Source organism: Hahella sp. CR1 (assembly GCF_029813005.1).
Lineage (GTDB): Bacteria > Pseudomonadota > Gammaproteobacteria > Pseudomonadales > Oleiphilaceae > Hahella.
In genome coordinates, this window is sequence record NZ_JAPELK010000007.1 from 17,901 (window position 1) to 37,974 (window position 20,074).

Below are 20,074 nucleotides of genomic sequence, written 5' to 3' on the forward strand. Positions count from 1 at the left end.
GGCTGCAAAACAGGATCGACGGGTTGCTTTGGGAAAGAGCTTTATAATTTTCAACTTACAGAGATTGAGTGGAAAGGGTTACCAAATTGAGCAAAATTATCGTAATTACCTCAGGTAAAGGCGGTGTAGGCAAAACAACCACCAGCGCGTCGATTGCTTCAGGTTTGTCGAAGCTGGGCCATAAAACGGTAGTCATTGATTTTGATGTAGGCCTGCGCAACCTCGATCTGATTCTCAACTGCGAGCGCCGTGTTGTTTATGACTTCGTCAACGTCATCAACAATGAAGCCAGCCTTAATCAGGCGCTTATCAAAGATAAATACACAGAGAACATGAGCATTCTGCCAGCGTCGCAGACCCGCGATAAAGAAGCCCTCTCGAAGGAAGGGGTGGAGCGGGTGCTGAACGAGCTGTCCGAAACCTTTGAATACATTATCTGCGACTCCCCGGCGGGCATTGAGCACGGCGCCATGATGGCGTTGTATTACGCCGACGAAGCCGTTGTCGTCACCAACCCGGAAGTATCCTCGGTGCGTGACTCCGACCGTATTCTGGGTATCCTGCACAGCAAATCCCGTCGCGCGGAAATGGGCCTCGATCCGGTGAAAGAGCACCTGTTGCTGACTCGCTACAATCCTGAGCGCGTGCAAAACGGTGAAATGCTGAGCGTACAGGACGTAGAAGAAATTCTGGCGGTGCCGTTGCTGGGCGTTATTCCAGAGTCAAAATCCGTTCTGACCGCCTCCAACCAGGGCGTTCCCGTCATTCACGACCAACAGAGCGACGCAGGCCAAGCCTATGCGGACGCTGTCGCCCGTCTTTTGGGTGAAGATCGCGAGCACCGTTTCCTGGACGTACAGAAAAAAGGCTTCTTCCAGCGCGTGTTTGGAGGTAAGGCATGAGCTTCTGGGATTATTTCCGCAGCAACAAACAGGCGACCGCTTCCGTAGCGAAAGAGCGTCTGCAGATCATCGTTGCCCACGAACGATCCCAGCGCAATCAACCGGATTACCTGCCGCAACTGCAACAGGAAATCCTGGAAGTGATCGGTAAGTACGTCAAAATCAACCGGGAAGATATCCAGGTGCAGATTGACCGCAATGATGACTGCGCCGTACTGGAGCTGAACATCACCCTCCCCGAATGAGTTCTCAGCCCGCGCGTCACTCGGCTTGACGCGCGGGCTTGCATCTTGCCTTTCGTTTATACGCTTATTTCCTTTATATATCATTTCCATATATATATCGTTTCCATATCCCGCACCTCACCCGGCGCCCTGAACTCGATTCAGTCGCCACCTGTAAATGGGCGTTTCTTATCATTTTGACGCTGTCTCAAGTGCTAACATAACAGCCCCAAAGCGGCCACCACCGCTCAGGCTTCTTATGGAGAAACAACTATAACAATGCGGCGCTCACACCTGACACACACTTCCCAAAAACATATATTCGTCGGCTTTCTGTTCAGCATCTCTTTATTGTTCACATCGATTTCCACTCAAGCAGAGATCCCAATGGATTCTGAGCAGTGGCGACTTGAGTTTGATAAAAACGGGGTAAAAATCTTCACCATGGATTTTCCCGGGTCCGATTTCAAAGCGTTCAAAGCAGAAACGGTGCTGAATACGCCGTTGCGTTCTATTCTCGCGGTTATGGCTGACCCTACATCCTGTATGAAATGGGTGCATGGCTGCATCGCCTCAGAGGAGGTGGAGCGCGACAACTTCACCAAGCGTTACGCCTATTCCGTGAATGATTTGCCCTGGCCGGTGCGGGATCGGGACTATGTGCTGGAAATCAGCACTCAGCGCGATCCCGCCACTCAGGCAGTGACCATGGATATGTACGCCGTAGACGGTAAAGTGCCGGAAAAAGATAAGTATGTGCGCGTGCATCAACAAGAGACGCACTACCTGTTTCAACCACAGGGGGAATCGCAGACGCGCATGACCTGGCTGCAGCATACCGAACCCGCTGGCGCCATCCCCAGTTGGCTGGTGAACTCGCTGATTGTCGATATCCCCTACAAGTCCATGCGCGCGCTGGAGAAGCTGGCCAATAGCGCCCCCTATCGCAATGCCCACGTGCGCTACGATGACGCAGGAAATGTCGTCGCCGTGGAAACCAAAGCCGAGCAATAACCTTATTCGTTCAGGCTTTCTTTCAACACTTTCAGCATGTCGTAGGTGGTGATGATTCCCACCACCTTTTTATCGCGCATGACGAAAATCCGGTGCAGGTGCTCTTTCATCATCAGCTCAGCCACTTCCGACAAGGGCGTGCTTTCAGTGACATACAGCAGGATGGGAGACATGATGTCGCCCACCTCCACCGGCACTTTCACCATTTCCTCAAAAATGAACTGACGCAGACGGCGAGCTTCTTTTTGCTCCTCCGGCGTCATTTGCGCGTCGTAATTAGTGTCGACATGGTTGAGATGGAAGTCCGCGATATCGGACAACGTGGCGATGCCGACCACTTCATTGCGGTCATTCACCACAGGACTGCCGGAAATGCCATTCTGGGCCAGAAACGCGCCGAACTTTTGCATCGTCCAGCTGGCGGGTACGGATTTAATGTGGGGCGTCATGATGTCGCTTGCGACCAGAGTCATCGTCCAAAATCCTCTTCAGGTCGGCGGAATTATTATCGTTGCGCGAAACATTCTACTCTTCCCCCATAGCCATGCCTAGTTCACAACACTTGAAGAGTGCTTCAATGCTAGAATAACGACGTCTATCGTTTAACGATGTAGTACTAAGCAGGTAAACGTCTCAGTGAAACACCCAACCCGGCGCAGCCGCGCTATTGATGAGCAAGAAAAGGCCGCGCGCCGACTCAGCATACTGGAAGCCGCTCGCGCGCTTTACTTACTGCAGCCCACACAGCTGCCGTCAGTAATCAGCATCGCCCAGCAGGCTGGCCTGGCCAAAGGAACCGTATATCTCTACTTCAAAACCAAAGAAGAAATCTTTCTCGATCTGCTTGGCGCGTTATATCAGCAGCTACTGCAAGAACTGGCGGAGGTCGCTGAGGACAGAGAGAAATCTAACGAAGACCTAATCGGCGGACTGATCGATCAAACGACCCAGTTTGTTCAGGAGCACCCTCATTTTATGCCGCTGGCCTCCATGACCAGCTCCATTCTAGAACGCAATGTGGAAGCAGAGCGCGTCGCCGACTTTAAAGCGGAATTGATGGGACGCATCCAAATACTGGCCGTCGGCTTACGGCGTCATTTACCCCAACTTACCGAAACCCAGTGTCTCAACCTGCTGCTTCACACCAATGCATTGCTGTTGGGACTGTGGCAGATGCAAAGCGTTCCCGCCCAGGTGAAAGAAGTCTTAACGCAACGCAACCTGGACGCACTGGTTCCAGCATTTGAACCCGCGTTGAGAGAATCCATGACCTTGCTATGGCGCGGAGTCCTGCAACCAGCCTAATCCGTTTTTTATTATTCCAAATACTTCCAAAATTACATGCGTAGGTTATTATGCAAGTGAGGGACGTTAAATGACTGCTCGGTTACCGCAGAGAAACCAAGTCCTTTAACGTCGAACAATAACCAGACATCAATGGCAGGGAGTGGGTTGTTGATTCAAACCTACATATTCCTCACACATCCTCGCATTCGACCATCAGGCGCGACCTGCGCCAACCACTCCCAGACACGTTGCTGCTCATCAACCGGCAAAGGAAATAAAGCATGGCGCGATCCCGTTCGCAATTGAAGACCTATGTGCTTGACACCAACGTCCTTATCCACGATCCAAACGCCATTCTCAACTTCGAAGAACACCAAGTCGTTATTCCCATTACTGTGCTGGAGGAGTTAGACCGTCTGAAGACCGGCAAATCATCCATTGCCGCTGACTGCCGTCAGGCGATTCGCCTGATCGATAAATTACTGGGGGACGCCACGCCCAAAGAAATAGAGAAAGGCGTCCCTATCGTACGCGTAGCCAAAGGCCAGCCTCTGGGAACCATTTCCATCCTGATGGACCTGGAAGGCACTCACCAGGTGCAGTTGCCTGAAACGCTGAACGACAACAAGATTATCAACGCCCTGGTGACACTCCAGAGCAAGCACAAATCCCGCCCCACCATTCTGGTGAGCAAAGACATCAACATGCGCCTGAAGGCGAGAGCCTGCGGCGTGGAGGCGGAGGACTATCACACCGACCAGTTGATCGACGATATTGATCTGCTACCCAAAGGCTACCAGGAGTTCAACCACAGCTTCTGGGATAACATCAACAAAGTAGAGACGCTACAGAAAGACGGACTCACCGAGCACGTTATTCCGCGCCTGCCGGAGTTGAAGGATCTGAATCGCAATGATTTCATCATTGACGAGCAAGGGTTCGTGGGACGCGTTTCCGAGTTCCGCGACGATCACATGGTGGTGCGCGACCTGTCTCGCGATAAATTGCTGCAGCAGGAAGCCTGGGGATTAACGCCTCGCGATATCTATCAGGCGGTAGCGCTGCAACTGTTGCTGGACCCGGATATTCATCTGGTCAATCTGACCGGCGCCGCCGGCTCGGGCAAGACCATTCTGGCACTGGCCGCAGCAATCGAAATGACGGTAGCGAGCAAGCGCTACAAGCGCATTATCGTCACTCGCAGCACCCAGGGGCTCGACGAAGACATCGGCTTTCTGCCCGGCACTGAGGCGGAAAAAATGGAGCCCTGGCTGGGCGCCATCACCGATAACCTGGAGGCGCTACATCACGATGATGAAAATATGTCCGCCAGCGTGGAGTATATCCTGCAGAAAGTGCCGATACAGTTCAAATCACTGAACTACATCCGCGGCCGCAGCTTCCAGCACAGTCTGATCGTTATCGACGAGTGCCAGAACCTCACGCCGCATCAAGTAAAAACCATCATCACCCGAGCCGGCAACGGCAGTAAGGTGGTCTGCCTTGGCAACCTGGCGCAGATCGACACCCCTTACTTGAACGCGCCCAGCTCAGGTTTGACGTATATGACCGAACGCTTCCGCGGCTTTAAGCACGGCGCGCATGTTCACCTGCGCGGCGTGCCCAGATCCGCTCTGGCGGAGTTTGCGGAAGCCAACTTATGATCTCTTGATTTTGCCCATCAGATAGGAGGCGGCCGGATTCACTTGTATCCGGCCCGCCATAGCGGTGCGTCCCAGCAGCATACGAAAGCGCATGCTGTCGCGATTGGTAAGCGTCATCTCCACGGGCCAGGCATGGCCGCCCACCTGAAGCAGAGTGCTGATCACAAAACGCATTTCCCGATGGCCGCCGGAATCCGACACCATTCGCTGATCAATGACCGCTGCGTCGCACTCAATCACTTTCTCACTATCCCCCTGAACCGGGTGAATAGCGAAGCGCACACGGGTTCCCGTCGGCGACTCGTAAGACTCCAATTCAAACGCATGCAACGCGGAAGTTCTCGCTCCGGTATCCACCTTCGCCTTGATTCTTGAGATGCCCAACTCCGGCAGCGCCAACCACTCCCGCCAGCCGACCACCAACTGCTCCTGCTCGCTCTGAGGAGCGTTTTTCACCGCCTCTTCAAGCTTGTTCACTGCGCCTTCAGTCATTCTCACATCCACTCAACATGCTTCACAGCCACTCCACTATTATTACGCGCCAGGAATTTTTCTTTCGAGGCGTCCATTCATAAACTTTATGCGTAAATAAAATAACCCGAGATACGCAAATCGCAAACAAATAATCCCTGAAGGAGACCACATGCCGCGAACCCTGCACTGGTTCCGCAATGATCTGCGCACCCGCGACAACCCGGCATTATACGCCGCCGCCCAACGCGCCAGAGAACAAAACTCTGAGCTGATCGCCTGCTTCATGATGAGCCCTGAGCAGTGGCGCGACCATGACATGGCGGACATCAAACTGGACTTCATGCTACGCAATCTCAAAGCGCTGCAAGTTGAGCTGTCCAACATAAATATTCCACTGTTTATTCTAGACGCTTCCCGCTTTGATGAGGCGCCGGACAAACTTATTTCCTTTATGCAACAGCATCAATGCAGCGCATTAACCTTTAATGAAGAGTTCGGCGTCAATGAGAGGCGCAGAGACAAAGCCGTCAAGGCGGCATTGAACGGGGAAGGATTGGAAGCCCTCAAGTTTCGTGATCAAAGCATTCTTCCCGCAGGCTCCATCCGCACCGGCCAGGGAACTCCCTACGCCGTTTTTACCCCCTATAAACGCGCCTGGTTTTCACAATGCCCGGAGCACATTGAACTGTGGCCGACGCCAGAGAAGCAGCCATCGTCAACGCACTCACCCAAAGACGACATACCTGAATCCGTCTCAGGCTTTGACAAAGTTTCCTCAAAAGCTTACACCGCTGGTGAAGACGCAGCCCTGCAGAAGCTGGACGACTTTCTGGAGCAAAAGGTTGACCGTTATCATGAGCAACGGGACTTTCCAGCCATTGACGGCGTCAGCCAACTGTCTCCTTACCTCGCCCTGGGCGTGCTCTCCGGTCGGCAATGTTTTCACGCCGCGCAGCGGCATCGCCATGCATCGCCAAATGCAGGCGAAGGCGTGGGCACCTGGATAAATGAGTTGATCTGGCGGGATTTCTACATTCATATTCTGTATGACTTTCCCCACATCAGCATGACGAAAGCGTTCAAAGAGGAAACGGAAAACCTGCAATGGCGACATTCTGAAAAAGACTTTCTGGCATGGTGCGAAGGGAAAACGGGAATCCCCATCGTCGACGCCGCCATGCGGCAGTTGAATCAAACGGGCTGGATGCACAATCGGCTGCGCATGATCTGCGCCATGTTTCTAAGCAAAAACCTGCTGCTGGATTGGCGCCAGGGCGAGCGCTACTTTATGCGCAAATTGATAGACGGGCACCTCGCAGCTAATAACGGAGGCTGGCAATGGAGCGCCTCCACCGGCGTCGACGCTGCGCCCTACTTCCGCATGTTCAATCCGGTAGCGCAAAGTGAAAGGTTCGATCCAAACGGAGACTTTATTCGTCACTATGTGCCCGAGCTGGCCGAGCTTTCGACCAAACTCATCCACCAGCCCCCGGCGGACGCCAGGAACCGGTTGGGTTACCCTGCTCCAATTGTGGATTTGAAAGCCAGCCGCGAACGGGCGCTGCAGGCGTTTCGGGAGCTTAAAGACTCGGCCTCACCCGCACACAGCGCATGATGGGTCTTTGCGTACCTTGAATTCGCGCCACTGCATGGTTTTTCCGTCGAACAACAACAGTCTGCCGGCGCAGACGTCGCCAAATCCGCTAAGGATTTTTACTGCCTCCAGCGCCTGCAGACTGCCTATGACGCCCACCAGAGGCGCAATGACGCCCGCCTCGGAGCAAGTCAGCTGCTGTTCAGACAACATACCGTAAAGACAGTGATAACAGGGAGTGTCGTCTCTGCGCGGATCAAACACCGCCAGTTGTCCTTCGGAACGAATCGCCGCCCCTGACACCAAAGGCTTGCCGTGGCGTACGCAAGCCTCGTTAACCGCTGACCGGGTAGCGAAGTTATCAGTACAATCCAGCACGACATCCACATCCACAATCGCTGCGGACAATGACTCATCCTGCAGAGGCTGAGTAATGGTCTCTACTCTGACATCCGGATTGATATCAGCAAGCGCGCGTCGCACGGACTCAGCCTTGTTGACGCCAACGTCCTGCTCTCTATGAGCGATCTGGCGCTGTAAATTGGACAGATCCACCGCATCGAAATCCGCAAGCACCATACGTCCACAACCGGCTGCGCCCAGATACATTGCGGCGGGACACCCAAGGCCGCCCAACCCGATAACCAGCGCGGAGCTGTTTCGCAACGCTTCCTGACCCGCGATATCGAAATCCGGCATCATGATTTGCCGGTTGTAGCGCATCAGCAGCGTATCGTTCATTTCATCCCGCATAGCATCCTCCATACCTTGGCGCGCCAGCGCTATACAGGCAAGCGCCCCAGGGTGATTCGGTCATGTCCCGCCAAGTCTTGATGAGTCCGCACGCCAACGTAACCGGCATCGCAAAAAATTTCGCGCACCGCAGCGCCTTGATCGTAGCCATGCTCCACCGCCAGCAAACCGCCCGCCAGCAAGCGTCGCTCGCCGCCAGCGGCGATCACGCGTATATCCGCCAACCCATGATCTGCAGCCACCAGCGCGGAGGCAGGTTCAAAGCGCACATCCCCTTGCTTCAGGTGGACATCCAGAACATCAATGTAGGGAGGGTTACTGACAATGGCATGGAACTGCTCGTCCGCTATTGCCTCGTACCAATTGGAACGCAGGCATTGTACGTTCGCCAGCCCAAGCGACTGAACATTGGCCGTCGCCAATTCAACCGCATCCTGACTCAAATCCACCGCGGTCAAACGCCAGTCAGGACGTTCATGAGCCAGCGCGCAAGCAATAGCGCCGGTCCCAGTTCCTAAATCCAACAGCTTGGCTCCGGCGGGCAAGGCTTCTTCAAGGACCAGCTCAACCAGCAGTTCGGTTTCCGGTCGAGGGATCAGCGTGGCGGGACTGACTTGAAACTCCAGCGACCAAAACTCCCGCGTCCCAATCAGGTGAGCCACCGGTCGGCCTGTTTCACGCTCGGCGATAAGCCGCTGATACGCCTGCAAGGCAGGCTCATCCAACAGGCTGTCGTTATGGCTGATCAAATAAGTCCGGCCTTTCCCCAATACATGAGCAAGCAGCACCTCCGCGTCCAGCTTGGGACTGTCTGTCTCAAGCCGGCTTTTCGCCCAGGCCAGGGCTTCGTCTATGCGCATAAGTCCGGTCCCGGTTTATCGCTTATTCGCTGATGCTGGCCAGCATCTCCGCCTGATACTCTTGCAACAAAGGCTGGATTACCGGATCAAGATCGCCCTGCACCACTTCCTCCAGTTTGTACAAAGTCAGATTGATGCGGTGATCTGTGATGCGCCCTTGTGGATAATTGTAGGTGCGGATACGTTCGGAGCGGTCGCCGCTGCCCACCAGCGATTTACGCGTCTGAGCCTGTTCCTTCGCTTGTTTTTCCTGCGCGGAGGAAAGCAGCTTGGCTTTCAGCAATGACATGGCTTTAGCGCGGTTTTTGTGCTGCGAACGCTCGTCCTGACATTCCACGACAATGCCTGACGGCAAGTGGGTGATACGAATAGCGGAGTCGGTTTTGTTAACGTGCTGACCACCCGCCCCGGAGGCGCGGTAAGTATCTACGCGCAAATCTGCGGGATTAATGTCAACGTCCCCTACTTCCTCAACTTCTGGAAGTATCGCCACCGTGCAGGCGGAAGTGTGAATGCGGCCTTGCGATTCCGTCTCGGGCACCCGCTGCACGCGATGAGCGCCGGATTCGAATTTCAGCAAACTGAAGACATTATCGCCGGCAACGCGACTGATCACTTCTTTATAGCCGCCATGTTCGCCAGGACTTTCGCTGACGATCTCCACTTTCCACTTTTTCAGTTCGGCGTAGCGGGAATACATACGGAACAGATCGCCTGCGAAAATAGCCGCCTCATCGCCGCCGGTGCCTGCGCGAATTTCAAGAAACACGTTGGAGCCATCACGCGGGTCGCGGGGCAACAACAGAATCTGCAGATCTTTCTCTAACTGCTCGCTGGACTCTTCCGCCGCTGCCAGTTCTTCTTTCGCCATTTCCCGCATGTCCGCATCACTGTCGTTAAGCAACAGTTTGGACTCTTCAATGGCGTTTAACGCGTTCTGGTATTCCTGATAGCACTGCACCACCGGCTCCAGCTCCGCGTACTCTTTCGACAATTCTTTAAACTTTTCCTGGACGCTGATGATGTCCGGGTCGGAGAGCAACGCCCCTACTTCCTCATAACGATCTTTCAAAAGATCGAGCTTTAACTTAATCGATTCTTTCATAAACCAATAACCATAGTGAAATTACGCAGTCGACCGAAACGGGGATAGAGGTTGGCCGGATTCCGGCCTCAACGGACGCTAATCGTTCTTAACTTTTTCATCCGGAAGCTGAAACAGATCCCGCAACCAGCCAGTCACTTCCTGACGCCCTTCCGCGGAAGCGCGACGAACCTGAACGGTAGGATGGTGTATCAGCTTATTGGTGAGTCCATGAGCCAGCATGCGCAGGACGGATTCGGGGTCGTCCCCCCGGTTAAGCAGTCTGATGGCTTTCTGCAGCTCTCCGTCGCGGACGCCTTCCGCCTGATCGCGAAAGCGCCGCAAAACCGACACCGAATCAAGAGCGCGCAGATGATACATGAAATCCGCAGCGCCTGCCGCAATCAAACGCTCAGCTTCTTCAGCGGCGCCTTCTCGCGACTTCATGTTGTCTTCGATGACTTGACGCAGATCGTCGACGGTATAGAGGTATACATCGGCGAGTTCGCTGACTTCTTCTTCTATATCTCTGGGAACCGCGATATCCACCATAAACATGGGTTTATGCTTGCGGCGCTTGAGCGCCTTCTCCACCGCTCCCTTACCAAGAATAGGCAGCGGGCTGGCGGTGGAAGCAATAACGATATCCGCACGGTGCAGATATTCCGGGATATCGGAGAGACCTATAGCGCTGCCGTGAAATTCGGCGGCCAGATCTCTGGCCCGGGAGAGCGTACGATTGGCGACAATCAGTGAACGCACCCCAGCGCGGTACAAATGACGCGCCACCAGCTCGATTGTCTCGCCAGCGCCAATCAACAGAGCGGTATTTTGCCCCATATTAGAAAAAATATGCGACGCCATGCTCACCGCAGCATAGGCAACGGAGACAGGGTTTTCGCCGATCGCGGTTTCAGTCCGCACCCGCTTCGCCACAGCGAAAGCATGCTGAAACAGGCGATCCAAAGGGCCGCCCAACGAACCAGCGGCTCGACCGGAAGCATGCGCTTCCTTCATTTGCCCAAGAATCTGAGGCTCGCCCAACACCATGGAATCAATGCCGCTGGCGACGCGCATCATATGCTGCGCAGCATCTTCATCATTATATATATTGCAACAGGCTTTCAGTTCGGTGAGGCTAACTTGATGGTACTGCCCAAGCCACTCTATCAGGCTTATCTCATCCGGCTCTCCCGGCGTGGAGCAGTACAACTCCGTGCGATTGCACGTAGAAAGGATAGTGACTTCGTCGATATCAGGGCGGCAGCGCAGGTGCGCCAATGCATCGGCCATCTTTTCCGGGCCGAACGCCACCTTCTCCCGGATCGCAACCGGGGCGGTTTTATGATTAATACTTATAACAAAAAGCGCCATAACAACCAGGACATCTCCCAAGCCGGCGACCATTTTAACGCGCTGGCCGCTGCGCACAATGACTTATCTTAAAAAATATACCGAAATCGCGGCGACGAAGTTTTAATCTAAAACAAATTATAGGCGGCCATTCCTGAATTTTCCGCTTCCGCCGCCCATCCTCAGCGCAGTTGAAAACCATTGCAAAATAAACTGCAAAGAGAAGGATTTACCTCTCGCCAATAAAGGCTTCGAGCGGTTAACAAGCTTTAATGAATAGAGCTATGCTAAGTAGGAGGTATATGCTAGCTTGTCAGCGAACCTCTCGATAAAACGTCATAAGACCGGTAATAAGATAGTATCAATGAAATATTTGCATCGAGCGCTGCTCAGCGCGGTGGTTTGTGTTGTTTTCCCCGGTTGCAGTCAGATCGCCGGCCTGCAAAAAACACAAGAAGTGACGGACCCCGTCACACAACGCCCCATCCCGGTGCTCCAAGCCTACGATGACTCCGAGCTTGCCCCCGCCCCGGATGAACAATCTCCCTATCCGCAACAATTCAGCCGCTCCACACTGTTGGACTTGCTTACCGCCGAAGTCGCGGGGCAGCGCGGCCAAGTTGACATGTTGTTGCAGAACTATTTGAAAGTCGCCCGCGAGACTCGCGACATCGGCGTTATACGCCGGGCGCTCAATGCCGCGCAGTATATAAAGGATGACGCGGCCATGACCGAAATGACGCTGCTGTGGACCGAAGTGGAGCCGGAGAACGTAGACGCTCACCAATTGGCCGCCTTCCAGCTCATTAAGCAAAAGCAGTATCCAGAAGCGCTGTCTCACATGGAGCAGGTGCTGGAGCTTGAAGGACCGACAACGTTCGACCGCCTCGCTGTCCACGCCAAAAACCTGACCGACGAAGAGAAGAAAGAGCTGCTCAATCTGTACAAAAAGATCCTGGAGCGTCACCCGGAGAACGGCGAATTAATGTATGGCTACGCCGTGCTGCAGGAAATCAATGGCATGGAAGAAGCCGCTCTCACCAGCACCGACCCGCTGCTAAAGACCTCACCAGATAATCCAGCGGTGATCGCCTTACGCGCTCGCCTGCTGAAAAGCGTCAAAGGCGTTGATGTCTCTCTCGCCTATTTGAAAAAGCAGTACGCCAAGCATCCTGATGAAGTGCAAGTCGGCGCGCTATACGCCCGCACACAGATTGAAGCGCACAATTTCGACGCCGCACAGTCTATATATAAGGAGCTGATGAATCGCTTCCCAAATACGCCGCACCTCAAGCTCTCTTATGCGCTGGTCTCCCTTGAAAACCAACATACACAAGAAGCCCGCAAACATTTAGAGGATCTGGTCAAGCAAGGGCAGCATCTCAATGAAGCTCATTTTTATCTGGCGCGCATCGCCGACCAGGAAGACCGAGTCGAAGACGCTATCCAGCATTACCAGAATGTGACCCGTGGCGGCCATTACTTCAACGCCCTTGCGCGCTCCGCCTATCTCCTGATCCGATCAGGCCGCCAAAGCGAAGCGGAAGCCGCATTCACCGAAGCTCGGGAAAGTTTGCCCTCCCAGGCCAGCCAGCTATGGGAACTGCAAATCAACCTTATGCTGGAGTTGGACGACCTCGACGCCGCGTTGAAACTTTCAGACCAGGCCGTAGAAGAATACCCTGAAGATCTGCAGCTGCTTTACGCCAGAGCCATGCTGAAAGACCGCATGGGATTGCTGGAAGGCATGGAAGACGATCTGCGCCACATCATTGCGCTTGATCCCGATAACGCCGTCGCACTGAACGCACTGGGCTATACCCTTGCCGACCGCACTGACCGCACCCAAGAAGCGTACAATCTGATCAACAAGGCGTTGGAGTTGGACCCAGGCAATCCCGCCATACTTGATAGCATGGGTTGGGTGCTGTTCCGTTTAGGTAAATCTGGCGAAGCTGTCGGCTTCCTCCAGGAAGCCTACTCCAAGTTTCCCGACCCCGAGGTCGCCTCTCATTTAGGCGAAGTACTCTGGTCTCTCGGCAAACAGGACGACGCCAAAAATATTTGGCGTGAAGCGCTGAACACAAAACCCGATCACCGGCTTCTGAATGAAACCCTGAAACGCCTGAACGTAGACCTTTAACTCCCTCATAACTCATTTTCGGGCGGGAGCATCAATCCCGCCCGAAAATCAATTCAGACAAGCCATCCATATAAACGGACGCGATAGATGTCAAAAACATTTTCTGGCGGACGCCTTTTCGCCGCACTGCTTACAACACTGGTCGCTTTAAGCGGATGCCAGCTGACGCCCCCCAAAGAAACCACCCTGAATGCGCCGGGCGACTGGTCACAACGCAAAAGCTCCCTGCTGGCGTTCGACCACTGGCGACTGCAAGGCAAACTGAGCGTGCGTAGAGGAGACCGCCTGGATAGCGCCCTCATCAACGAATGGAACCAACAGGGCGATCACTTCGCCATTCACGTTTCTTCTTCTTTATTAGGGTTAGGCGCAACACAAATAGAAGGCTCCCCCAAAGGCATCCGCCTTTCACAGCCTGATAACGAACCATTATTCTCCGAACACCCACAGCAACTACTGGAGCGCGCCCTTGGATGGTCAATTCCAATTGAATCACTCCCCTACTGGGTGCGCGGCGTGCCTGACGCGAACGAGGCCAACAAACTGACATTCAGCGTTGATGGCGAGCTGGTCAGCATTGAACAGAATGGCTGGCTGATTGAGTATGGCCGCTTCACCCAGGTCGGCGACCTCTCGCTACCGGAGAAAATCACGCTTACCAGCGATGACGCCCGCGTCAAACTGGCCATAACGGAGTGGCGCCCCTGAGCGCCACAACCTCAATCCAGTAATCACCCGTTTTAACCCGCTCACACTCCCTATGCGCAACGAAACCCTGACACTAAGCTCTCCAGCGAAACTGAATCTTTTTCTACACATCACAGGCAGACGTCCTGATGGCTACCACGAACTGCAGACTCTGTTTCAATTACTGGATTACGGCGACAGCCTGAGCTTCACTCCCCGAGATGATCAAAGCATCACGCTGGAGCCAAATCTCCCCGGCGTGCCGGAAGCAGACAACCTCATCATCAAAGCCGCCCACCTACTAAAAGAACATGTGGCGGCCACAAGCCCAAATAAGGTTAAGCAAATCAGCGGAGTCTCCATCTATATAGATAAGAGGCTGCCAATGGGCGGCGGTATCGGCGGCGGCAGCTCCAACGCAGCGACGACATTGTTAGCGCTAAATACATTGTGGAATACAGATCTCGATACAGAAACTCTGGCCGAACTGGGATTAAAACTCGGGGCGGACGTACCCGTATTCGTCCGCGGCGCGACGGCTTTCGCTGAAGGCGTGGGAGACATCCTCCATCCCGTCGACACTCAGGAAAAATGGTATTTAGTCATCCACCCAAACCTCCATATCTCCACCGCTAAAATTTTTTCAGATAAGTGGTTGACAAGAGACACACCAAAAAGCACAATAGCGCCCGCTCTTGAGGGAGATCTCGAAAACCTCCGAAACGACTGTGAAACAGTAGTTTGCAGGATGTACCCAGAGATTCGCGAGGCGATAAATTGGCTAGATCAATTTTCGCCAGCTAGATTAACCGGAACAGGGGCCTGCATCTTTGCAAGCTTCTCCGAAAAAAAGCGAGCGGAATATGTTCTCTCCCAAATGCCGACAAAATATCACGGCTTTGTCGCCAAGAGCATTAATGAGTCGCCAGTTCAGTCAGAACTCAAAAAATGGCGTCATCATTAAAACTGATAGCAGAAATGCGACTCCACTGGGGTGTAGCCAAGCGGTAAGGCAGCGGGTTTTGATCCCGTCATGCGTAGGTTCGAATCCTACCACCCCAGCCAACTTCCAAACCCACTCCTTTAAAAATTCATTATTTGCCTAGACGCTATTATGAAGGTACGTCCCGTGTCCAAGTTAATGGTTTTTACCGGCCAAGCAAACCCCGAACTAGCCAAGAACGTCGTTGATACGCTCCATATCCCTATGGGCGCCGCAGCCGTCACCCGCTTCAGCGATGGCGAAGTATCGGTGGAGATCAATGAAAACGTGCGCGGTCGGGACGTTTTCATTATTCAGCCTACTTGTGCGCCCACCAATGATAATTTGATGGAGCTGGTGGTTATGGCTGATGCGCTCAGAAGAGCTTCGGCAGGTAGAATCACTGCAGTAATCCCTTATTACGGTTATGCTCGCCAGGATCGCAGACCCCGCTCTTCCCGTGTCCCTATCAGCGCAAAAGTCGTTGCGGACATACTTACCGGCGTCGGCATCAATCGCGTACTGACCGTGGATCTTCACGCAGACCAGATCCAGGGCTTCTTCCACATTCCAGTGGACAACGCCTACGCCACTCCGGTCATGCTTGACGATATCGAGCGTCGCAATTTTGAAAACTTCGTTGTCGTTTCCCCAGATGTTGGCGGCGTTGTGCGCGCCCGCGCATTCGCCAAGCGACTTGACGACGCAGATCTGGCGATCATAGACAAACGTCGCCCACGCGCCAACGAAGCTCAGGTCATGCACATTATCGGCGAAGTGCAAGATAAGGTTTGTATCCTGGTCGACGACATCGTGGACACAGCAGGAACCCTTTGCAAAGCCGCCAACGCTCTAAAAGAGCACGGCGCCAGCAAAGTTATCGCTTACATCACTCACCCTGTGCTCTCCGGCCCGGCTATCGAAAACATCGAAAACTCCGTACTGGACGAGCTTGTGGTTACCGACACAATTCCATTGAGTGACAAAGCCCAGAAATGTGATAAAATCCGCCAGCTTTCTTTGGCGGGCCTATTGGCCGAATCGATTCGTCGCGTTTGCAACGAAGAGTCAATCAGCGCCATGTTTGGATAATTATCCCGCTATATATCGGGATAAAGCGACAAAGCTTCCTTGATGGAAGCTTTGTTTGTTTAAGACACCGGTGATTTCAACCGGTAACCACAATGCCCTTCAGATCTGGTCGCGGATCTGCCGGGTTTAAAACTGAGGAAATAATCATGAGTAATGAATTTAGCTTAGACGCTGAAAAGCGTGACGTTCAGGGGAAAGGTGCGAGCCGCCGCCTACGTCGCATTGACGGCAAAGTTCCTGGAATCATCTACGGCGGCGAAACCGCTCCTGTAGCCATTTCCGTCAGCCACAACCAGCTGAGCCACGCCCTGCAGAATGAAGCGTTCTACTCTCACATTCTGACCCTGGACGTTGAAGGAACTACTGAGTCCGTCATCCTGAAAGATCTGCAACGCCACCCATACAAGCCGATCATCATGCACGCTGACTTCCTGCGCGTACAAAAAGATCAGAAACTGCACGTAAATGTTCCTCTGCACTTCATCAACGAAGAAAAGTGCGAAGGCGTACGTCAAGGCGGCGGCAGCATCTCTCACCAGCAAACAGAAGTTGAAGTAGTATGTTTGCCTGCCAACCTGCCTGAGTTCATCGAAGTCGACATGACTTCCGTACAGGTTGAGCAAATCCTGCACCTTTCCGACCTGAAACTGCCTGAAGGCGTTGAGCTGGCTGAGCTGGTAAAAGGCGCAGACCACGACCTGCCTGTTGTTTCAGTACACAAGCCGAAAGGTGCCAAGGCTGACGAAGCTGAAGGCGAAGCTGAGGCTGAATAAGGCTCCATGTCGAAGCCTGTTCGCGCCATTGTCGGGCTAGGAAATCCTGGCCCCGACTATGCCCAGACCCGGCATAACGCCGGGGCTCTCTGGTTAGAGCACCTAGCCAGAAAGAAGGGCCAATTCTTAAGACCGGACAAAAAGCTTCACGGCGACTATTGCAAAATATCCATCGCTGGCGAAGACATCCACCTGCTTTTTCCCACCACTTTCATGAACCGCAGCGGTCAATCCGTTCTGAGCCTCAGCCAGTTCTACAAAATTGAACTGGAAAATATACTGGTGGCGCACGATGAACTGGACATTGACGCCGGAACGCTTCGCCTCAAATTTGGCGGCGGACATGGAGGACACAACGGCCTGCGCGATATCATTCGCTGCTTTGGAGGAAATAAAGACTTCCCCCGCATGCGACTCGGTATCGGCCATCCCGGGGACAAAAGCAAAGTGACAGGCCATGTCCTTGGCAGAATCAACAAAGAGGATATGGACAAGCTGGAATCTGCGTTTTATCAGCTGGACACCCACCTGGAGGCAATCGTTTCCGGTCAGTGGGACACCGCGATGAACCGCCTGCACAGCTTTCGCGCCTGACGCATTTCCTCCCCAGCCAACTGGCTCACACCTCTCCGAATGCGTATAATTTGCGCCCACTAACGCGCCTAAAGCGCACCGGTTTCAAGATTACCACCCGCAGCCCTCAAAGCTTGAGCCTGCGGCTTAGTTTTCCGCCCTTCAAATCAGACAGCAAATTTATTGCATCGTCTGCACAGGATGGGCAGCCGAGACTTTATAGAGACTTTATTACTTAAATTTCCGAGCTTTGAGGACATATCATGGGATTTAATTGCGGCATAGTCGGACTCCCTAACGTAGGCAAATCAACTCTATTCAACGCACTCACCCAAGCGGGCATCGACGCCGAAAACTTCCCTTTTTGCACCATTGAGCCCAACTCAGGCATCGTCGCCATGCCCGACCCTCGTTTGCAAAAGCTGGCGGAAATCGTCAAGCCGCAGAAAGTCATCCCCACCACCATGGAATTTGTCGATATCGCAGGCTTAGTTGCCGGCGCATCCAAGGGCGAAGGCCTGGGCAACCAGTTTCTGGCAAACATTAGACAGACCGACGCCATTGCACACGTAGTGCGCTGCTTTGCTGACGAGAATGTGGTTCACGTGGCGAATAAAGTCGATCCAGCCGCCGATATTGACGTCATCAATACAGAGCTGGCCCTCGCCGACCTGGACACCGTAGAAAAAGGCATCAAGCGGATCTCGCGCATCGCCAAAGGCGGAGACAAATTCGCCAAACAGCAAATTGAGGTGATGGAAAAGTTACTGCCACACCTGAACGAGGCCAAGCCTGTACGCGCCCTGAATCTCAGCGCAGATGAAATGCTGGCGATCAGAGAGCTTTGCCTACTTACCGTAAAGCCAACCATGTACATCGCCAACGTTGCCGAAGACGGTTTCGAGAACAACCCTCACCTTGACGTAGTGCAAGCCATCGCCGAAAAAGAAGGCGCTATCGTCGTCCCCATCTGCAACAAGCTGGAATCCGAAATCGCAGAACTGGAAGACGAAGAGAAAGCCGAATTCCTGGCCGACCTGGGCATGGAAGAACCCGGGCTTGATCGCGTCATTCGGGCCGGCTACAAACTGCTGGGCCTGCAGACTTATTTTACCGCTGGCGTAAAAGAAGTCCGCGCATGGACCGTTAAGATCGGCGCAACGGCGCCTCAGGCGGCGGGCGTCATCCACTCCGATTTCGAGCGCGGATTCATTCGGGCGGAAATCGTCAGCTATGACGACTTCACCTCCTTCAATGGAGAACAAGGAGCCAAAGAAGCCGGAAAATGGCGCCTGGAAGGCAAGGATTACATCGTTCAAGACGGCGACGTAATTCATTTCAGGTTTAACGTATAAACTGATGATTTTTAGGGTTGACAAGCCCACCAAAAAACAACAGAATACGCGCCTCAAATGAGACGGCAAGGTAGCTCAGTTGGTTAGAGCACAGCACTCATAATGCTGGGGTCGGCGGTTCAAATCCGCCCCTTGCTACCAAGTTTCGAAAGCCCGCTTTTAAAGCGGGCTTTTTTGTTTCTACTCCCCTCTTTCCTGCACCACCGCCACGCACCCAACGACCAAAGCGCATAAAAATAAAGCACATCCACTTTCAGTGTGTACTTTTGTTAATAAAATCAACAAAATAACAAAAAAAATTCTCGGCATACCGTGGATTTTTCGGATAGACGGACTATCCTTAATGGGGTAGCTACATTCGAGGTTAAGACATGTATTATTTTCGCTCCCTTCTCTTGGCGTTATGCGCCACTCTCTGCTTATCAGCAAATGCGGAAGAGGTAACTTTCAATCTGGTTACCGAGAACTTCCCTCCCTACAACATGAGCGTTAATGATGCTGAGTACGAACACAGACCCGAGGATATTACCGGTCTGATTACTGATGTTGTTAAACAGATTTTTACCAAGGCGAAAATCGGTTACACCATGAAGCTGCGTAATTGGAGCTACGCATACAACTACGCTCAGCGCAAAGAGTTCCGGGGAGTATTTGGAACCACTCTCACCGACGCTCGCAAACCGCTTTTCAAATGGGTTGGCCCTATCGCCTCTGACGGCTGGGTACTGTACGCCAAGGCTGGCTCTACGATTAAAATCAATTCTGTTGAAGACGCCAAGAAGTACAAGATAGGCGCTTATAAAGGGGATGTTAGAGAACAGTGGCTACTTTCCAATGGCTTTGAGACTTCCAGCTTGGACGACGACGCCCTGAACCCCAAAAGACTGCAAAACGGCCAGATCGATCTCTGGATATCCGGCCCCGTCTCCGGCCCATATTATGCTGCCAAGAATGGCGTCACCAACATCAAGCCTGTCTTCACAGTTAAAGAGACGCAGCTCTTTTTGGCGGTAAACAAGGAAACGCCAGATGAGTATGTGAATAAACTGAACGAAGCCCTGGAAAAAATGCGTTCCAGCGGCGAATTGGACAAAATTACCGCCCGATACAGATAAACAACAGAGCCTTACAAATCCTGCGAAGCCCGAATCCACGGGCCTCGCAGGGGCTTTCCCACCCTTTTTTCTTCGCTTATCCGGAAAACTACTTATTCGGAAGTCACCTACACCAGCTGTTTAATAAGCAGCCAGACTAATCGTT

The 20,074-nt window shown here is 53.2% G+C and carries 20 protein-coding genes and 2 tRNA genes; 16 read left to right on the forward strand and 6 right to left on the reverse strand.

Annotated features, from left to right (window positions below; genetic code table 11):
• Window positions 1-86: 86 nt before the first annotated feature.
• The 3 genes from minD (at window position 87) to ONV78_RS17525 (ending at window position 2,140) form a co-directional block, all read left to right on the forward strand.
• Window positions 87-902 (forward strand): septum site-determining protein MinD, encoded by an 816-nt coding sequence (gene minD, locus ONV78_RS17515; protein WP_127972798.1) that lies wholly within the window; start codon window positions 87-89, stop codon window positions 900-902.
• Window positions 899-1,147, forward strand: coding sequence for a cell division topological specificity factor MinE (minE, locus tag ONV78_RS17520; protein WP_011395660.1), 249 nt, complete (start codon window positions 899-901; stop codon window positions 1,145-1,147). Before minD ends, minE begins: the two co-directional genes overlap by 4 nt.
• Window positions 1,148-1,513: 366 nt before the next feature.
• On the forward strand, window positions 1,514-2,140 hold the full coding sequence (locus ONV78_RS17525; protein ID WP_279505070.1) for an START domain-containing protein: 627 nt from the start codon (window positions 1,514-1,516) through the stop codon (window positions 2,138-2,140).
• A gap of 2 nt (window positions 2,141-2,142) precedes the next feature.
• On the opposite strand, the gene ONV78_RS17530 is transcribed toward ONV78_RS17525, so the two are convergent.
• Window positions 2,143-2,613: a CBS domain-containing protein gene (locus tag ONV78_RS17530; RefSeq protein ID WP_216739594.1), complete on the reverse strand. Its 471-nt coding sequence runs from the start codon at window positions 2,611-2,613 to the stop codon at window positions 2,143-2,145.
• A 163-nt stretch (window positions 2,614-2,776) separates the two neighbouring features.
• On the opposite strand from ONV78_RS17530, the gene ONV78_RS17535 reads away from it, so the two are divergent.
• Together ONV78_RS17535 and ONV78_RS17540 are read left to right on the forward strand one after the other, a co-directional pair.
• Entirely contained in the window at window positions 2,777-3,445 is a 669-nt protein-coding gene (locus tag ONV78_RS17535) for a TetR family transcriptional regulator (RefSeq protein WP_216739595.1), read from the forward strand.
• 263 nt (window positions 3,446-3,708) lie between these two features.
• Complete coding sequence (locus ONV78_RS17540; protein ID WP_216739596.1) at window positions 3,709-5,091, forward strand: PhoH family protein; 1,383 nt, start codon at window positions 3,709-3,711, stop codon at window positions 5,089-5,091.
• Here the strand turns inward: ONV78_RS17540 and ONV78_RS17545 are convergent.
• Entirely contained in the window at window positions 5,086-5,583 is a 498-nt protein-coding gene (locus ONV78_RS17545; protein ID WP_279505076.1) for a RimK/LysX family protein, read from the reverse strand. The two genes, ONV78_RS17540 and ONV78_RS17545, sit on opposite strands and share 6 nt — an antisense overlap.
• Before the next feature lie 151 nt (window positions 5,584-5,734).
• Here ONV78_RS17545 and phrB point away from each other — a divergent pair, with 151 nt between their 5' ends.
• Window positions 5,735-7,180: a deoxyribodipyrimidine photo-lyase gene (phrB, locus tag ONV78_RS17550; RefSeq protein WP_279505078.1), complete on the forward strand. Its 1,446-nt coding sequence runs from the start codon at window positions 5,735-5,737 to the stop codon at window positions 7,178-7,180.
• Here phrB and ONV78_RS17555 read toward each other — a convergent pair.
• The 4 genes from ONV78_RS17555 to hemA all read right to left on the reverse strand — a co-directional run bounded on the left by ONV78_RS17555 (window position 7,160) and on the right by hemA (window position 11,230).
• Window positions 7,160-7,912 (reverse strand): molybdopterin-synthase adenylyltransferase MoeB, encoded by a 753-nt coding sequence (locus ONV78_RS17555; RefSeq protein ID WP_279505080.1) that lies wholly within the window; start codon window positions 7,910-7,912, stop codon window positions 7,160-7,162. The genes phrB and ONV78_RS17555 overlap by 21 nt on opposite strands.
• 29 nt (window positions 7,913-7,941) lie before the next feature.
• Window positions 7,942-8,772, reverse strand: a complete 831-nt coding sequence (gene prmC / locus ONV78_RS17560; protein ID WP_279505082.1) for a peptide chain release factor N(5)-glutamine methyltransferase — start codon at window positions 8,770-8,772, stop codon at window positions 7,942-7,944.
• Between the two features lie 22 nt (window positions 8,773-8,794).
• Window positions 8,795-9,877 carry a peptide chain release factor 1 gene (prfA, locus tag ONV78_RS17565; protein ID WP_216739601.1) on the reverse strand — a complete coding sequence of 361 codons (1,083 nt, stop codon included), beginning with the start codon at window positions 9,875-9,877 and terminating at the stop codon, window positions 8,795-8,797.
• Between the two features lie 78 nt (window positions 9,878-9,955).
• Window positions 9,956-11,230: a glutamyl-tRNA reductase gene (hemA, locus tag ONV78_RS17570; protein WP_216739602.1), complete on the reverse strand. Its 1,275-nt coding sequence runs from the start codon at window positions 11,228-11,230 to the stop codon at window positions 9,956-9,958.
• Window positions 11,231-11,573: 343 nt separating this feature from the next.
• Here hemA and ONV78_RS17575 point away from each other — a divergent pair, with 343 nt between their 5' ends.
• The 10 genes from ONV78_RS17575 to ONV78_RS17620 all read left to right on the forward strand — a co-directional run bounded on the left by ONV78_RS17575 (window position 11,574) and on the right by ONV78_RS17620 (window position 19,929).
• On the forward strand, window positions 11,574-13,352 hold the full coding sequence (locus ONV78_RS17575) for a tetratricopeptide repeat protein (protein WP_279505086.1): 1,779 nt from the start codon (window positions 11,574-11,576) through the stop codon (window positions 13,350-13,352).
• An 87-nt stretch (window positions 13,353-13,439) separates the two neighbouring features.
• On the forward strand, window positions 13,440-14,060 hold the full coding sequence (gene lolB / locus ONV78_RS17580) for a lipoprotein insertase outer membrane protein LolB (RefSeq protein WP_279505088.1): 621 nt from the start codon (window positions 13,440-13,442) through the stop codon (window positions 14,058-14,060).
• 52 nt (window positions 14,061-14,112) lie between these two features.
• Window positions 14,113-15,003 carry a 4-(cytidine 5'-diphospho)-2-C-methyl-D-erythritol kinase gene (gene ispE, locus ONV78_RS17585; protein WP_279505090.1) on the forward strand — a complete coding sequence of 297 codons (891 nt, stop codon included), beginning with the start codon at window positions 14,113-14,115 and terminating at the stop codon, window positions 15,001-15,003.
• A gap of 26 nt (window positions 15,004-15,029) precedes the next feature.
• A tRNA-Gln gene (locus ONV78_RS17590) sits at window positions 15,030-15,104 on the forward strand.
• 64 nt (window positions 15,105-15,168) lie between these two features.
• On the forward strand, window positions 15,169-16,113 hold the full coding sequence (locus tag ONV78_RS17595; protein ID WP_011395645.1) for a ribose-phosphate diphosphokinase: 945 nt from the start codon (window positions 15,169-15,171) through the stop codon (window positions 16,111-16,113).
• 146 nt (window positions 16,114-16,259) lie between these two features.
• Complete coding sequence (locus ONV78_RS17600) at window positions 16,260-16,886, forward strand: 50S ribosomal protein L25/general stress protein Ctc (protein ID WP_279505092.1); 627 nt, start codon at window positions 16,260-16,262, stop codon at window positions 16,884-16,886.
• Window positions 16,887-16,892: 6 nt separating this feature from the next.
• Window positions 16,893-17,480: an aminoacyl-tRNA hydrolase gene (gene pth, locus ONV78_RS17605; RefSeq protein ID WP_279505093.1), complete on the forward strand. Its 588-nt coding sequence runs from the start codon at window positions 16,893-16,895 to the stop codon at window positions 17,478-17,480.
• Window positions 17,481-17,722: 242 nt separating this feature from the next.
• Window positions 17,723-18,814 carry a redox-regulated ATPase YchF gene (ychF, locus tag ONV78_RS17610; protein WP_279505095.1) on the forward strand — a complete coding sequence of 364 codons (1,092 nt, stop codon included), beginning with the start codon at window positions 17,723-17,725 and terminating at the stop codon, window positions 18,812-18,814.
• A 64-nt stretch (window positions 18,815-18,878) separates the two neighbouring features.
• Window positions 18,879-18,955 (forward strand) — tRNA-Met (locus ONV78_RS17615).
• A gap of 230 nt (window positions 18,956-19,185) precedes the next feature.
• Window positions 19,186-19,929 (forward strand): transporter substrate-binding domain-containing protein, encoded by a 744-nt coding sequence (locus tag ONV78_RS17620; protein WP_279505096.1) that lies wholly within the window; start codon window positions 19,186-19,188, stop codon window positions 19,927-19,929.
• Window positions 19,930-20,074 lie beyond the last annotated feature (145 nt).

Bases quoted from the DNA above. Each gene is read 5' to 3' on its own strand.
- minE (WP_011395660.1), top strand. From the start codon at position 899: ATGAGCTTCTGGGATTATTTCCGCAGCAACAAACAGGCGACCGCTTCC.
- ONV78_RS17525 (WP_279505070.1), top strand. From the start codon at position 1,514: ATGGATTCTGAGCAGTGGCGACTTGAGTTTGATAAAAACGGGGTAAAA.
- ONV78_RS17530 (WP_216739594.1), bottom strand. From the start codon at position 2,613: ATGACTCTGGTCGCAAGCGACATCATGACGCCCCACATTAAATCCGTA.
- ONV78_RS17540 (WP_216739596.1), top strand. From the start codon at position 3,709: ATGGCGCGATCCCGTTCGCAATTGAAGACCTATGTGCTTGACACCAAC.
- ONV78_RS17545 (WP_279505076.1), bottom strand. From the start codon at position 5,583: ATGACTGAAGGCGCAGTGAACAAGCTTGAAGAGGCGGTGAAAAACGCT.
- phrB (WP_279505078.1), top strand. From the start codon at position 5,735: ATGCCGCGAACCCTGCACTGGTTCCGCAATGATCTGCGCACCCGCGAC.
- ONV78_RS17555 (WP_279505080.1), bottom strand. From the start codon at position 7,912: ATGCGGGATGAAATGAACGATACGCTGCTGATGCGCTACAACCGGCAA.
- prmC (WP_279505082.1), bottom strand. From the start codon at position 8,772: ATGCGCATAGACGAAGCCCTGGCCTGGGCGAAAAGCCGGCTTGAGACA.
- prfA (WP_216739601.1), bottom strand. From the start codon at position 9,877: ATGAAAGAATCGATTAAGTTAAAGCTCGATCTTTTGAAAGATCGTTAT.
- hemA (WP_216739602.1), bottom strand. From the start codon at position 11,230: ATGGCGCTTTTTGTTATAAGTATTAATCATAAAACCGCCCCGGTTGCG.
- ONV78_RS17575 (WP_279505086.1), top strand. From the start codon at position 11,574: ATGAAATATTTGCATCGAGCGCTGCTCAGCGCGGTGGTTTGTGTTGTT.
- lolB (WP_279505088.1), top strand. From the start codon at position 13,440: ATGTCAAAAACATTTTCTGGCGGACGCCTTTTCGCCGCACTGCTTACA.
- ispE (WP_279505090.1), top strand. From the start codon at position 14,113: ATGCGCAACGAAACCCTGACACTAAGCTCTCCAGCGAAACTGAATCTT.
- ONV78_RS17600 (WP_279505092.1), top strand. From the start codon at position 16,260: ATGAGTAATGAATTTAGCTTAGACGCTGAAAAGCGTGACGTTCAGGGG.
- pth (WP_279505093.1), top strand. From the start codon at position 16,893: ATGTCGAAGCCTGTTCGCGCCATTGTCGGGCTAGGAAATCCTGGCCCC.
- ychF (WP_279505095.1), top strand. From the start codon at position 17,723: ATGGGATTTAATTGCGGCATAGTCGGACTCCCTAACGTAGGCAAATCA.
- ONV78_RS17620 (WP_279505096.1), top strand. From the start codon at position 19,186: ATGTATTATTTTCGCTCCCTTCTCTTGGCGTTATGCGCCACTCTCTGC.